Source organism: Dysgonomonas termitidis (assembly GCF_042654545.1).
GTDB lineage: Bacteria > Bacteroidota > Bacteroidia > Bacteroidales > Dysgonomonadaceae > Dysgonomonas > Dysgonomonas termitidis.
In genome coordinates this window covers 115950-131327 of sequence record NZ_JBHSGN010000067.1, presented here as the reverse complement: position 1 = coordinate 131327, position 15378 = coordinate 115950, and the positions used below count along the sequence as shown (strand labels likewise).

Sequence of the window (15378 nt, the reverse complement as noted above, 5' to 3'; positions counted from 1 at the left end):
ACTTGGTTCATTATTAATGTTTAAAAAGTGATCTGAGCGCCCAGAGCAATCGTCCTTTTCTGAGGATAGCTGTCCGAAATCTGGTCCGGGTCGAAAATTGATGGTACTTCCGTAATCTCAAACAGGTTGTATCCCGACAATGTAAAGCGTAACTTTTCGACATGCAGTTTTTTCAGTAAAGACGCCGGAACGGTATAACCTAATACTGCCTGCTTCATACGCAGGTAAGCTCCGTTTACCAACCAGCCGGTCTGGACGGATGGCGCCCCTGCCGCAGACCTGTAACGAGGAAAATTCGCGTCTGTCTGATCGGGTTTCCATGAGCGCTCGTACATCCATTTACTACCGGCATTGTTAGTACCTCCACCCCAGTAAGTTGTACTGCCTATCCATAAATCACGTTTAACTACCCCCTGCAGCAACATGCTGAGGTCGAAACCTTTCCACGAAGCTCCCAGTGTGACACCGAATTTATAACGCGGTGTATTGTTCCCTATAATCCGCCTGTCTCCCGGATCGTCGGCAGTGTTGGAGCCTGTGTTGATGACTCCGTCGCCATTCAGGTCTTTCAGCCACGGATCGCCCGGATAAAGATTGCCCGAATGCTGGGGACCATAGAAAACATATTGATTGCCATTTAGCACGAGGTCTTCCGCCTGCAGAATGCCACCTGTCTCATATCCCCAGATTTCACCTACGGTCATACCATTATAGTACATATAGTCACCTAGTGTTTTTATAGCATTGGACGGATAGTTCAGCACTTTGGTCACAGCATCTGACAGGACAAGTCCTGCATTATACTGCAAACCGTTGGCTAATTTATCTTTCCATTCCAATGTAAGTTCCCATCCTCTCCCCCTGATGACGCCGGAATTTTCACGAGGTGGTGTCGCACCCAATAAATTCGGATACGCGGCGCTTCCTTCTACAAGAATATCGGAAACTTTGCGTTCGAATATATCCAATGAAAAATTCAAACGGTTAAGGAAGGTCGCATCCAACCCAAAGTTGGTGGTTGCCGTTTTTTCCCAGGTCAGATAAGGAGACACCAAATTAGGCGCATTAACCGTGTTACTCCAATTCCCACCAATCCAGTAATTGGAACTTGTTGAGCTCATTGATGGCTGATATGGGTAATAGGAATCGGGTTGGCTACCAAGTTTACCATACGAAACCCTTATTTTCAGGTTTGAGAGCCATTCTTTCGAAACATCCATGAATTGTTCTTCCGATATCCTCCATCCGGCAGAGAAAGATGGAAAGAAAAAGTAGCGTCCGTCCTGTGTAAAACGGCTGCTGCCATCGTAGCGTCCGTTTACTTCGAACAAGTATTTATTAGCATAATTATAGTTGATCCTGCCAAACACTGCTCTTCCGGTTCTCTTTTGTGCCGAGGTTTCCATTGTATTTAAAGTCGGGTCTTCCGTTGCATTAGGATTTAAGACATCCGGTGAAAATAGATTACGAAGGTTAAGAACAGACTGGCTGTATTCCACATATTCCTGATTGAACCCGAGTATAGCCGAAAGTGTATGCTTTTCTTTGAATGTTTTGTTAAAATCTGCATACACATTGATTTGGTAATTGTCGGTAACATCTTTCTCAAATCTTCCGCGGTTTTCTTTATATTCTTGCTGTTCGCTTACCGGTGACCATGTATAAGTGATATAGTAATGCGAAGGGTCTTTGCGCCTCATTGTGCGCCCTTGCGGTAGATAGGAAAGATCCGCCTTGAGTTTCAACGTATTCGGGATAACAATAAATTCCGGAGATACGGATAAAGCTGTAGTCCATCTGTTTGTAACCGTCCTGTTGCCATAATCCAGCCATGCGAGGTAATTATCCGTCCATTGTTCACCGCTCGGATCGGAAGCCAGTGTTTTGATAGGCATATTGATATTCTTGTCGGCGTCCTGTTTCAATACAGACCATATATTCCCCTTGTAACTAGGTACATATGGCTCGTCATAACTGTAACGATTATAATTAACCTTTGTTTCGAGGTTAAACCAGTTTGTTACTTTCGCGTTAAAGCGAGTAGCTATATTGTAGCGGTTATATTTATCTTCGCCTATCTTATACATACCATCTTCGGAGAGGTAACCCAGCGAAAGATGATAGGCAACTTTTTCCGTACCACCTGATATGCTCAGGTTGTGTTTTTGTGTCGGGGTCCAGTCACGCACAACCAATTTGTAAGGATTCATATCTCCTACCCATACGATAGAATTTCCGTTCATCATATAACGATTATCTGGATTGTTCGGGTCTGCCATATATTTCTCTATGGCTTCCATTTTTCTCTTATCCAGATCACTGACAGTACCAAGCGTCCATTCTGAGTTTTGCATTACAAAGCGTTGAATTTCGTATGCATTCATAATATCGGGAAGAGCCGAAGGTTTATCCCATGAAATATCGTAACTGTAACTTATTTTTCCTTTCTGATTGAACTTACCCGACTTGGTGGTGATCAGCACGACGCCACGGCTCGCTTTTGTCCCGTAAATAGCAGAAGCCGATGCGTCTTTGATGACGCTCATACCCTCTATGTCGTTTGGGTTCATTTGATTTACCAATGTAGAACTCATCTCTACTCCATCAACCAGAATCAATGGTTCTCCATTTTTTAATTCCCATCTATTGTCAGTTGAATTGTAATCAATCGAAGTAGTTCCACGGATATTAAAGTTTGGCACAGTGGAAGGCTTTCCATCACCCATAGTAATATTCAGGTTAGGGACAACACCTTGTAATGCCTGCCCGATATTTGTCACGGGCCGGTTTTCGAAAGCTTCGGCTCCTACCGCACTTACAGCTCCGGTAAGATTCACTTTCTTTTGGGTACCGAACCCCACAACTACAACCTCATCCAACAGCTTTGAATCTTCCGCAAGCTGCACATTAATCACAGTCTTAGAGCCTGTCTGAATCTCCTGCTTCGCATATCCGACCAGTGAGAATACCAAAACGGCGTTTTGATCGTTAACGGTGATATTATATTTCCCATCAACATCGGTCATCGTTCCTTTAGTCGTATTCTTTACGGCGACACTGACCCCTATGAGAGGTTCGTTCTTATCGTCCGTTACCGTTCCGCTAATTGTCTGGGCTTTGATACAAGCTATCGACATAAAAGTGAATAACAGTAACATGAATATCCTGCCAGAGGATAATTCAATAACACATTTCTTTTTTGATAAATGTTTCATATAACATAGATTTAATAAGATAAATGAATTTTGGTATCATTTCGGGTTATGAATACTGGAAATTCTAAGGTTACTTAAGTATAAATGCAGAACAAAGGATGCTTATCCGGAAACCTGAAAGTTCCGGATAAGCATCCTTTGTTCTCTAATAAAAGAAGGTACTTTTTCTTTGAAATAAAGAAAAAAATTATACGATAGCTCTCTCTCTCTCTCTCTCTCTCTCTCTCTCTCTCTCTCTCTCTCTCTCTCTAATAAAATAGGTGTAACTCCCAAATAATGAGAATTAAAAAACGATAAATTGTGTGTTTTATTTTGTGCTTTCATATGATCCGGACCGCTTTAATTTGCAATGCGACATGTCTTTTTACTTATTAATTCTGAATATCTCGCTCCCGGCCAGAAGAAAAGCTCCCACACCATAACTGGCGGTCATGTCTCCGGTCACTTTTTTAGGGTCCGCTCCGATAGGTTGTACCCAGCCGAGCTTTCCATCTTTATCTATGGTCGAGAGCAGGGCGTCCCACGATTTTTTCAAAGCAGGCTTGTACTCTTCCTTTCCCAGTAATCCATCATTGATTCCGTAAGCTAAGGCATATGTGATAAGGGCCGTCGCACTGGTTTCCGGAGAAGGATAGCTTTCAGGATCTAAAAGGCTTGCATGCCAGAAGCCGGTGGGGCTTTGCAATGTGGCCAGGCGGGGTATAAATTCCCTGAATAAGTTTTCGTAGAAAGGGCGGTAAGCGGAATTTTCGGGCAGTAGCTTCAATATATTTACAAGTCCTGCGGCGACCCAACCGTTACCTCTTCCCCAGAAGACCTTTTCTCCGTTTTCTTCTGTCTTGTCAAAGTAACTGCTATCCCTGAAGAACAGCCTGTTTTCCTTATCGTATAAGAAGTTATATGTTCTTTTGAACTCCCTGTCCATGTATTCAAGATATCTGTCATCTCCCTTGATTTTTGCCGCGTGTGCGTACACAGCCGGAGCCATGAATAAAGCATCGCACCATGTCCATGACTGCTTATTGGATATAAGCATTGTTGAATCTTGGGGATTGTCTATTATCCAGTCGAGTCTTTCTATTGTGGAAGATGCCATTTTTTCATCTCCGTATAAATCAAACATATTCAGATAAAACTGTCCGATACACAACTCGTCTGCATGATACATCCGGTATTTGGGATAGCTTGCAAAATTGGCGGCTAACTTCCAGTTACCGGCTAAACCTATATCAGTCAGCCAGTGATAGTAAGTTGAATCGCCCGCAATTTTTGCCCATTCGGTCATACCAATATATAAGGTAGCGTTTGTCCATGCGTCTATTCCGTAATCGTGCAGATTCCCGATCGTGGAATACCTGAAATTGCCGATTTGCCAGTCGGCAACTTTTTTCATTGCCGATTTGGTGGAGTGTTTATCTATTGTGGATGATAAGACATAACCGTAAGGGTAGATGGTACATCCTGCCAGCATGAACATATATAATAAATAATGCAGAAGAGTATAGTCGGGACTATACTTCGTTTTGTTTCTCATAGCATCTGTTTAAAAAAGTTAAACAAATGTATTTTAGGTACGACTAAGAGCAGGTATTTTTGATATGCTATTATTGCTTTATTTTTTGCTCTAAATGTCAATCTGTTTGTTCATGCGGTATTGTAAGGAATGAAAATCAGTTAAGGATTTGTTTTTCTTTTATGCTTCGCAGCAAAAGCAGCAGGTGTTTCTCCGAATTCGATTTTAAAAGCCTTTGAAAAATAAGACTGGCTTTTGATACCGACTTTATCCATTACCTGAAGTATAGACATATCCTGCTCGATAATCAGCCGTGCCGCTTTCCTCAACCTGTAATTCAGAATAAATTCGACAATGGATTTATCTGTAAGAGTCTTCACTTTTGAATACAGTTTGCTCCGGCTCATGGATAATTCGGAAGCGATATAATTAACATCTATATTGGGTTGGTTAAGATTTACCTCTATGGTTTCTATCAATCTTTTCAGGAAAATATTGTCCTGTTCATTTGCTGATAGTTCGGCACTGTCCACGTAATAGTTCTTTGCATAATATTCCCTCAGGTTTTGCTGGCGTTTGAAGATATTTTGGATAGACAACAATAACAAATTCAGGTCGACGGGTTTTTCAAAGTAAATATCTGCTCCGGACCCGGCACCTTCTATCTTAGACTCCAGCCCTGTTTTTGCAGTCAGCAAAATAAACGGTATATGGGATGTATTTATATCCTCTTTCACTTCACGCAGTAGTTCGACCCCGTTTTTCAGGGGCATCATTATATCGCTGAGAATGAGATCCACATCTGTGTCTTCCAAAATACAGGAAGCCTCGACTCCATCGGCAGCCGAAATTATCTCGTAATGTTGTGATAAAAAATTCGACAGGAGAATTTTCAGGTCGGTATTGTCTTCAACTATCAGTATCCTCTTTTTATTGCGCAGGAATATATCGTCCATACTGTCCGGATTGCCTCTATTGCTTTTGGGTAATAATTCCCTGCTTATAGATTCATCTTCCTTCTTTCCTGTATCATCGAACTCGGATTCATCATAAACCGATCCGTCGGCAGGAAGATAAACTACAATGTCAGTACCCTTATCCCTCTCACTGAAAATGGAAATTGTACCTTTGTGTAATAATATCAGGCTTTTGACCAAAGCCAAACCTATTCCGGTCCCAAGATGTTCATTCAGGTTCGCTGTATTTACTTTGTAGAACCTTTCAAAAACAGTACCGATTGAATTCCCGGATATACCTACTCCGGTATCGCGGACAACCAGAAGAAAAGCATTTTCAGGAATGGGATTTTCAAGAATCGTGTGGCTGTATTTATACTTTGATGAAAATTCAGAATAGTGGGAATATGTTTCTATAACGATCTCACCACCATCCTTTGTATATTTAAAAGCGTTATTCAGGAGGTTCATCACAACCTTTTCCACTATTTGCTTGTCTGCGCAGAGTGTTTCAGGAATACGGGGATCACATTTTATTTCAAATCTTATATGGCGTTTTTGAGCATAATCCCTGAAATCGCATGACAAATCAGTAACCAGACGGTTTATATTAAGATGTTGAACCTGTAATTGCATTTTACCGTTCTCCACAGTCCTGAAATCCATCAGTTCGTTTACCAGGTTTAGAAGCCGTTGGGCATTGTTATGCAGTATACGGTAATAATATTCTTTCAGTCCTTCCTGTTTCAGATTATCTACCGAGGCGAGGATTAGTGATAGCGGTGTCCTGAAATCATGCGATATATTGGTAAAAAAACGTAATTGAGACTGGTGGATCTCTTCTTTTTTCAGCCTGTCGAGATTGTCAAGGTAAAGCTGCATTTTTAATTTTCTTTTGTCCTTGTAATAATGTAGAATGATGCCCAGGACTGATAATACCAAAACCGTATACAGTAAATAAGCTGGCCAGCTTACCCAAGGAGCCGGCCTGCGCTCTATTTTTATAACTGTCGGCGTATTATTCCATATACCATCATTGTTGGCTGCTGATATTTCAAAATAGTATGTCCCGGCAGGAACTTTCGAATACATGGCCGTACGGCTGGAAGCATCAACGGTTATCCAGCGGTCGTCGTATCCCCGTAAGCGGTACCTGAACATATTCTTATGGGGGGACAGATAATTATCTGAAGAAAAGCGGAATCCGAAATTCGCCTGATTATGATTCAATATAATCTCATTGTTTAATATATCCGATCCTGACGTTACAGGAACATTATCTATATAAAAATCGGAAATAATGACCTCCGGTATGAGAGAATTGAATTTAATATTCTGAGGATTAATGGCTGTAAAGCCATTGGTGCCACCAAAATAAAGTTCCCCCGTGCGGCTTTTAAAAGAAGCCAGAGGATAATACACCTGGCCCTGAAGCCCGTCGCTTTCGTCAAACCTGTGATAAGAATTATCTCCCGGGTTATACCTGAATAATCCGTTGTCCGTACCCAGCCATAGGTATCCCGAGTTATCGGAACACATGCTGTATATGGCAGATACATTAAAATTCAGTATGTCCCGGAAAGATATGAACCGGGACGCGGAAGTATCATACTTCACAAGTCCGCGCCCTACTGTCCCTATCCATACATTATTTTCCGCATCCATGCAAAATGACTGGGCATTAAGGGTTTCCTGTTCTTTGGAAGAAATATTTTCTACAATCCTTGTTTTTATATTCATCCTGTAAAACCGTTCATGCGTAATGATCCACAGGTTTCCGTCATTGTCTTTTTGCATGTCGAGTATATAAGCATTTTTGTCAAAAGGATAATGTGTGAATTTTCCGCTTTTGAACGACAAATATGATATGAGTGAACGGTTGGCCTGATATGCGATCCATAACGCCGAATCCCCTTCGAGGACAATCTTTCTGAGATCGTTACTGTATAAGCTTTCTTTATCACCCGGATTATTAAGAAAGTGGCTGAATTTCTTTGTTTTCGTGTCGAAACAATCAAGGCCACCCCTATACATGGCAATCCACAGTTTTTTTTCGGAATCAAATGCTATCGACTTGACATTGTTGTATGACAGGCTGTTACTGTTATCCATATGCTGGTAAGATGTAAACATGCCGGTATTTTTATCCAGACAGTTCAATCCTCCGCCTTCTGTGCCTATCCATAAAGAGTTCCCATCTTCGGCAAAACTACTGACCAGATTATGATTTAGCGAGCTCTCAAAAGGCGTATATGTTCTGAATGCAGTATTTTCATCCAGGTTTACATAACATAAACCTCCTGCATAAGTTCCTATCCATACGTTTTTATAACGGTCCCCGGCTATTACCCACACCGAGTTGTTCGGCAAACTGAACTTGTCCGACTTTGAATGAAGGTATAGCCGGTGTTCTTTGGTTACAGGATTCACTATATACAATCCTTTTTGCGTACCGATCCATATTTTGCCATTTTTATCCACATAAAACGTATGGAGAGGTGTATTCTCATTTTTATCGCGAAATAACAATTGTTCTTCGATCTCACGGGATAAAATATTCATTTTAAGAACACCATGCTTCTTTGTCAGTATCCAAAGATATCCGTCTATTTGCCTGATTCCTGCAATAGAGTGATCTGAAGGAAGAAGATGGAAAAGGGTAACTTCCCCCGGATTTTCATAGCTGCTATAATAAATCCTGTTATAATATGAAGCAAAATACATTCCGGATTCTCCTTTAGCAATGTATCCGATGTTGTTCATCGGCATTTGGTTATATAGGACCGGTTCGGGTTTGTCCCCTGCTTTTTTGATCCGGCAGAGCGTTCCTTTTGATATATACCATATATTATCTTTGATATCTATTGATATGGCAGCTATATCCCCCTCCGTTATTTGCTGGAAAGAATCGGATTGCTTATGGTATTTGAAAAGCCCGTTACTGGTGGAGACATAAAGACAACCCCGGATATCTTTATACATATTGTGAAAAAGGCAGGTTGTGGGAATATCCGTATTCTGGAATTGAGATGAATACTTTTTATATTCATATCCGTCAAAACGTTGCAGGTCATTTTCAAGGGATATCCACATAAAGCCGTCATCATCCTGAATTATATCCTGTACCCCGTCATAATAGAATCCTCCTTTTGGGGAAAGGGTTCTGAACAGGTATGTATCTTGGGAATATATACATATGCTTACCAGTAGTAAAAGAACAATGTTGAGGCTATATTTCATTATTTTTCAGGAAAACTAGACGTGATAAATTTGGGTTAACTCAAATGTTTCTATTCATAAAGAATGTTCTTGAACAAAATTATTCGTTTTTCTATGAAGAACCGGTTTAATAGTTGAAAATATCAGATGATTATATCAAATTTTAGCATACATATTCCAATAGTGTACTTTTCATTTTTATAGATGAAAAATTTTAAGAACAGGTCAGATGGGGCGATGAAATTGCGGCACATCCAGCTTAAACCAGATAGGAACAGCCGCTTATTTCCTGCAACCATCACATCCGTCATTATGCCACTGATACAAAACGGTAACAGTCTTTTCAGTTAACAGCTTTTACAGTCATCAGTCATCAGTTAACAATCCATAGCTTGTAAAAACTTCGCGCCTTTGCGTGAAATAAAATAGAGTATCTTTTAACCCCTAACTGTTAAAAAGTAACAAAGGTAACACATTTTTCAATAGTTTTTATCCTGTATCTTTTTGCTCCGCTGAACAAAGGGTATATGCTATAGATAAATTATCCTGCCGATAATGGCATCGGCAGGATAATTTATCTATTTATTGCAGGGCAAGGCCCGGTCTGAAAAACCGTAAGTACAGAGTATATACTATTTATATATGAGAGGCATGGGAACTGCCATAGTTTGTGCAGCACAGAGATTCTGCACTTTTGTATATAACAGAAGGCATATTCATCCTATTGGTCAGAGTTTCGTTAAACATGTTGAATAAATTATTTAACCGCAAACTTTACAACAGAATCTCCATTGAGGAAAGCAACGGAGTCTATATTTAAACTGGCATCAAAAGTAAAAACTTTAACCGGAGCTATTGTAAATGACCGTTCGGAAGATTCCTGCATAATCGAATATACAATATTGAGGGTTCTTCCTTCTATATACGGGCTGTCTAATGAGATTGTAACTGCGTTCTTTGTTTCCGGTAAAATAATAGCGCCGACTCTTTGGGTGTCAAAATCTATCATGGTCAGTACATTGTCCAATGTCTTTGCAGGGTGAAAATGTTTATCGAAGTCAGTTTCGTTCAATAGCATAACTTCAGGTGCAGTTACTCTTTTTGTGGAAAAATAGCCATCTACATCCGTCAATTCAATGTCTTTCAGATACTGGGAATCATTGCCGGCCGCAGATGTTTCCATAGCCGGATCGTTCTTGGGTATATCATTGCTTTTGTTTTGGATGCATGCTGAAACCAGTAAAGACAAGGCTGCAACAGATAATATCGTTCTCATAAAATTATTTTATTAAATTCTCTATATTAACAATTTACAGATCGGAATGTTTTTTCTTAGTCATGACAAAAATTTATACGCTGCCCATTGGCGTCGCTTTGCTCTGCCGAACGTTGTTTCAGGGTGCGGTTTCAGACGCGTTATCCATACCCGGGGCGATACTCCGGGCTATAGTATATCGTGATTTCAGTCCAACCGCAACGCCTTGGGGTGAATTGAAGAAGGGGATTTACTTATTTTTGGTCAACACTAACCGTTTATCCACTATATCAGGGATCTCATCTTCATAATGCGTTACATAAATGAGAGATTTATCCGTATCGCAGAAGCTTTCTATCAGTTTCTTCACTCGCTTTTTGTTTGCGGCGTCAAGCCCGTGCAACGGCTCATCCAGTATCAGCAGATCAGGATTTTTCACAAATACCCGCGCTAATAGAACCAGACGCTGCTCTCCTGACGATACATTAAGAAAAGAGATGTCTTTAAGATGCCCGATATTGAAAGCCTCCATCCATTCCAACGCAAGGTTTTCCTGCTCCGGGTTACATTTGCGGTACAGCCCTATTGTATCAAAGAATCCTGAGCCTACAACGTCCAGACATCTTACGTTTTTCTGATAATAGAGATGCATTTCGGGAGAAACATAACCAATACGCCTCTTTATATCCCAGATGCTTTCTCCTGTACCCCGCTTCCGGTCAAAAAGGGTAATGTCGTTTGCGTAAGCTTGCGGATTATCTCCACAAATAAGACTTAGCAGAGTCGATTTTCCAGAACCGTTAACACCCAGTAAAGCCCATTTTTCGCCGCGTCTTACCTGCCAGTTCAACTCTTTGAGTATCGTACGTTCTCCGTACCGGATATGTATGTTCTTCATGTCCGCCGCGTATTCGAAAGAATATGGCTGTTTGCCGGAATTATCTTTCAGCAAAGTTGTATCTATGTTGGCTGCCTGTCTGAATAATGAATTTATCAGACCTGTATCGTCCAGGAAAGCCGTACGGGAAAGAGCCGGTAATATCCGTTTGTTATATACAGGCAATATATGTGTGACAGCCACCGGTATATCATGAGGGTTGGAAAGAACCAATACGATCTGAAGGTTTTCCAGTTCCGCCAAACGAGCCAGGAGGTTGTTTAAAACGGTACGTGAAGCCGCATCCAACCCTATGAACGGATTGTCCAGTATAAGTATCCGGGGTCTGGATAGCAGTGAACGTACAATAAGGAACTTGCGAAGCTCCCCACTCGATAGCATATTCACTTCCTTGTCCATCAGTTCGGATATACCGAACCAACCGAGCAAAGTATCCAGCCATAGCGGATCGGCTGCAGATACAAGTTCTTTTACCAATGGGATCTCCTGTTCGTCACCCTTGTTCCATCGTTGCTGATAATAGCTGTTTTGAGAATCTATGATGCTGTATATATCGCGGAAAGCGACACTTTTGACAACAGACGAAACCGGTAAAGCTTTTCCATCCCTGTCTTTACATATTATTTCACCCGTTTTGAGAGCGTATTTTCCCAACAGGATATCAGTCAATACGGTCTTACCGCTTCCATTGGGACCGACGACGGCCCAGTGTTCCCCGTTTTTGATCTGCCAGTCTATAGCTTTTTCAAATTGCAAATATTCCAGACGGGGTATAGCCGCTGATATTTCTATGATTGTTTCTTGTCCCATTTTTTCTTATGTGAAATAGTAATTAAAAACGGAAATTGTTTTATCCCGTTAATGTACGCTGCTTAAAAGAGTAACAAAAGTAGTGTTTTATTTATATTTTTCTGTCTCTTGCTTTTTCCGGATGACATTGGTGTTATAGATTATCGCCTGATCTTAAAACCCGTTTTTTTCTTGATTAAAAAGCTGAAATACCTATATTTATCGTTAAAAATGAATCTTTTCGTAAAAAATAAAAAATAATATCAGAATAATGTATAAATTTGTATTCTAGAAAAAAAGACTTACTAAAACTATAAATTAGGTATTACCTTAACACCATATGAAATTATGAAAATAAGATTTTTATTACTGCCAATCCTGTTCTGGGTATTGACTTTTTCTTTAAGTGCACAAAACAATAAGGTTAAAGACCCTTGTAATTGTGAAACTTCCAGAGATTCCGTACTTCTTCAACTGAATAGCGGAGAGGAAGTAATAGTTGTAAAAAGGAGTGCGCAACAATTAAATGTGAGCCAGTCGAATATGGCTAAACGCAGGAAATATTTCGATTGTCCCGATATTTTAGCTCCTCCGGCTCCGCAACCGGAAGCCCCTAAAATAGAAGTTACACCACCAACATTATCTCAAACCCCAGCTCCGGAGCCACCAGTAAGACGCCAGCCATTCTTTTTGCCGGATCCGGTGTTTTTCCGAATTAATAAATGGGTGATCGATGAGTCGGAATGGTCTAAAATTGAACTGGCTGTTAATTATCTGAATACAAATCCCGGGTCTACTGTCGTTGTTACAGGATATGCCGATAAGAAAACAGGGAATGCGGCTATTAATCTACGCTTGTCGAAAGAGAGGTCAAACGCGGTAGCAAAGGCATTGGAAGAGAAGTATGGTATCAATAAGAATAGAATTTCCGTTAACTGGAAAGGTGACGGATTGCAACCGTTCGAACTTGATAATGATAAGAACAGGGCAGTATTGTTCCTGATAAATCCATAAAAGAATTACTTATATATAAAATGAGAAAGGCCGCTAAATCAGCGGTCTTTTTTTCTTTAAATATCTCGTAATTCATTAGTTGCTATATAAATGTATTATTGATAGGCACATGTTACTGCACTACATTTTAGTTAATTATTGTTAATAATAGTGGTGTAACTATATTTTATAGTTGTATTACTGGGAAATATAGTTACGTTTGTAATATAGTTATTATAAAAGAATATTTCCATGAAAAAACTGACGCAAAAAGAAGAAGAAATTCTTGCCTGTTTCTGGAGTAATGGTCCGATGTTTGTACGTGAATTGCTTGATTTTCAGGACGATCCGAAGCCCCATTATAATACCCTTTCCACGATTGTGCGCACATTGGAGGAAAAGAGGTATATAGGTTATAAAGCTTACGGGAATACATATCAGTATTATGCTTTAGTATCGGAAGATGATTACCGGAAAAGTACACTTAGCAATGTGGTGGATAAGTATTTCGGCAATTCGTACACTCGTGTTGTTTCATCTTTGATTGAAGAAGAAAAGCTGTCGATCGATGAATTGCAGGAACTGATACGTCAGATCAAGAATAAGTAGGGAAATATAAATGCCTTAAATCCCGGAAAACAATGGAAGTATTTCTTCTATATATATTCAAAACCGCGACGTGTCTTACTCTATTTTACATTTGGGTGAGAGCATTTCTGACTAATGAAACTTTTCATCGTTTCAACCGCGCGGTCATACTTATTGGTACGGCAGCCTGCTTAACTTTACCTCTTGCAGAAGTGAATATCCAAGAATACAGTAGCATACAGAAACCTTTTGCTCTGGTAGAAGAGGCTCTCATGCCTGTTGAAGAACCTTCTCATCCGCAACTATATCAATATGAAGTAAGCGTTTTGCCTTCTTTATCCGAACCTGAGAATCCGGCTATTTCAATTGGTACAGTATTGTTGCTTATATACCTGATAGGCGGCGGAATCAATCTTATAATACTGGCAAAATCCGTTTATTCGATGTATCGCCTTATCCGCGGCGGGCGTAAGATTGTACAAGGACAGCATATATTTGTTATTGTTACTTCTGATATAAATCCTTTTAGCTGGGGTAGGTATATTGTTTTATCAAAAGCGGACTATGTCGGCAACCCTTCGGAAATCATAACGCATGAGATAGCTCATATCACACATTGTCATTCTCTCGATTTGATCTATATGGAATTGATTATTCTTGTACAATGGTTTAATCCGGCCGTGTGGCTGTTGAAAAGGGAATTGAAAGATATACACGAATATCAGGCCGATATAAGTGTTTTGGAATCCGGTATCGATGCAACAAAATATCAACTCTTATTAGTGAAAAAAGCCGTTGGCGCAAGCTCCTACACTCTAGCCAACAGCTTTAACCACAGTAAAATTAAAAAACGAATTACTATGATGTTAAAAGAAAAATCGAACAAATGGGCGCGGTTGAAGCTCTTATTATTGCTCCCGCTGGGTGTACTCACTGTATATGCCTTTGCCCGTCCGTCAGTAAATGAACCATTAAGCTCACTGATTAACTACGAAAGTACAAATATTTTAGAAATAACGAAAATTACGGGAGGCTCAGGTGAAGACTATCAGGAGAAGCAGAAGCCCGATAATTATAATCCGGCTTACTATACAGTAGACGGGGTCAGGGTTTCTGATGCTGAATACAAAGATTTGAAAGCTAACAGTATTTCGCTCATCGAGCCTCAGTACATTCCGTTTGCAAAAGGAAAAGTAGTAAAGGTTCAGGGTGTGTTCAATACGGGATTACTTTCCCCTGTGTACCTACGGGAGATGTTTGTGGATGGCAAAGCTCCGGACAGGTCGCATGTTTACTATGTGATAGACGGTGTAAAGAATGAGTATGACGGAACGGTATATAAGGTTACCGGAGATGCATATCTGAACAGACCGGATGCAGAGAAAAAATCCGAAACTCAAGGTGGTAAGGTAGTTGAGTGCCAGTTTGTGGCTAAGGATGGAAGCAAGTCTTCTGATGTATGGTATGTATCTCATATTAAATTTACGCCTCCGCCGCCACCCCCTCCACGACATTATCAGAAAAGTGCAGTGGATATCAGGGAACAGAGAGATAGTGTAAGTAAGGCTCTGAATGCATATATAGATAAGAACGGATACAAGTCTGAAAATAGAATTGGTAATCCGTCGCTAGGCAAGTTCGAAGTAATAATGATGAGTGACACGAGGGATCTGGAATACAAAACTACCGTTTATCCAAGTTCATACAATAAAAAAGCAGACGGGAAGGAATCCGGTTATCTCCGCATTTACTGGTATGTAATAGACGGGAAGAAATATTCATGGAATAAATTTATGGATAAATGCCGCTATGGTAAAGTCTTTTTTGACAGAAGTAAGATAAAACCGGAAGATGGCAAGATAACAGAGTTATATGGAATAACAACGGATGGAGCTAAAACGCCCGCTTTCTATATGGCAGGGTGTAAGGAATAAAAGGAAGAGGCTGCCCGT

8 protein-coding genes are annotated in these 15378 nt (G+C 40.3%); 3 read left to right on the top strand and 5 right to left on the bottom strand.

The genetic code is table 11. The annotated features are described in order from the left end of the window. Positions 1 to 20 precede the first annotated feature (20 nt). The 5 genes from ACFO6W_RS10630 to ACFO6W_RS10610 all read right to left on the bottom strand — a co-directional run bounded on the left by ACFO6W_RS10630 (position 21) and on the right by ACFO6W_RS10610 (position 11866). Positions 21 to 3215 (bottom strand): SusC/RagA family TonB-linked outer membrane protein, encoded by a 3195-nt coding sequence (locus ACFO6W_RS10630; RefSeq protein ID WP_379996165.1) that lies wholly within the window; start codon positions 3213 to 3215, stop codon positions 21 to 23. A gap of 364 nt (positions 3216 to 3579) precedes the next feature. Then, a complete protein-coding gene (locus ACFO6W_RS10625) occupies positions 3580 to 4749 on the bottom strand; it encodes a glycoside hydrolase family 88/105 protein (RefSeq protein ID WP_379996163.1) in 1170 nt (389 codons plus the stop codon). A gap of 140 nt (positions 4750 to 4889) precedes the next feature. Next, entirely contained in the window at positions 4890 to 8924 is a 4035-nt protein-coding gene (locus ACFO6W_RS10620) for a hybrid sensor histidine kinase/response regulator transcription factor (protein WP_379996161.1), read from the bottom strand. A gap of 736 nt (positions 8925 to 9660) precedes the next feature. After that, a complete protein-coding gene (locus ACFO6W_RS10615) occupies positions 9661 to 10179 on the bottom strand; it encodes a putative periplasmic lipoprotein (RefSeq protein ID WP_379996159.1) in 519 nt (172 codons plus the stop codon). Positions 10180 to 10408: 229 nt separating this feature from the next. Then, positions 10409 to 11866: an ATP-binding cassette domain-containing protein gene (locus ACFO6W_RS10610; protein ID WP_379996157.1), complete on the bottom strand. Its 1458-nt coding sequence runs from the start codon at positions 11864 to 11866 to the stop codon at positions 10409 to 10411. A gap of 327 nt (positions 11867 to 12193) precedes the next feature. Between ACFO6W_RS10610 and ACFO6W_RS10605 the strand changes: the two genes are divergently transcribed. The 3 genes from ACFO6W_RS10605 (at position 12194) to ACFO6W_RS10595 (ending at position 15360) form a co-directional block, all read left to right on the top strand. Beyond that, positions 12194 to 12859, top strand: a complete 666-nt coding sequence (locus ACFO6W_RS10605; RefSeq protein WP_379996154.1) for an OmpA family protein — start codon at positions 12194 to 12196, stop codon at positions 12857 to 12859. A gap of 231 nt (positions 12860 to 13090) precedes the next feature. Next, the gene (locus ACFO6W_RS10600) at positions 13091 to 13447 is read left to right on the top strand and encodes a BlaI/MecI/CopY family transcriptional regulator (protein WP_379996152.1); all 357 of its coding nucleotides are present in this window, start codon (positions 13091 to 13093) and stop codon (positions 13445 to 13447) included. A gap of 32 nt (positions 13448 to 13479) precedes the next feature. After that, complete coding sequence (locus ACFO6W_RS10595) at positions 13480 to 15360, top strand: M56 family metallopeptidase (RefSeq protein ID WP_379996150.1); 1881 nt, start codon at positions 13480 to 13482, stop codon at positions 15358 to 15360. Positions 15361 to 15378: the final 18 nt, after the last annotated feature.

Excerpts from the sequence above, each read along its gene's own strand:
- ACFO6W_RS10610 (WP_379996157.1), bottom strand. The coding sequence starts at position 11,866 with ATGGGACAAGAAACAATCATAGAAATATCAGCGGCTATACCCCGTCTG.
- ACFO6W_RS10615 (WP_379996159.1), bottom strand. The coding sequence starts at position 10,179 with ATGAGAACGATATTATCTGTTGCAGCCTTGTCTTTACTGGTTTCAGCA.
- ACFO6W_RS10620 (WP_379996161.1), bottom strand. The coding sequence starts at position 8,924 with ATGAAATATAGCCTCAACATTGTTCTTTTACTACTGGTAAGCATATGT.
- ACFO6W_RS10630 (WP_379996165.1), bottom strand. The coding sequence starts at position 3,215 with ATGAAACATTTATCAAAAAAGAAATGTGTTATTGAATTATCCTCTGGC.
- ACFO6W_RS10595 (WP_379996150.1), top strand. The coding sequence starts at position 13,480 with ATGGAAGTATTTCTTCTATATATATTCAAAACCGCGACGTGTCTTACT.
- ACFO6W_RS10625 (WP_379996163.1), bottom strand. The coding sequence starts at position 4,749 with ATGAGAAACAAAACGAAGTATAGTCCCGACTATACTCTTCTGCATTAT.
- ACFO6W_RS10600 (WP_379996152.1), top strand. The coding sequence starts at position 13,091 with ATGAAAAAACTGACGCAAAAAGAAGAAGAAATTCTTGCCTGTTTCTGG.
- ACFO6W_RS10605 (WP_379996154.1), top strand. The coding sequence starts at position 12,194 with ATGAAAATAAGATTTTTATTACTGCCAATCCTGTTCTGGGTATTGACT.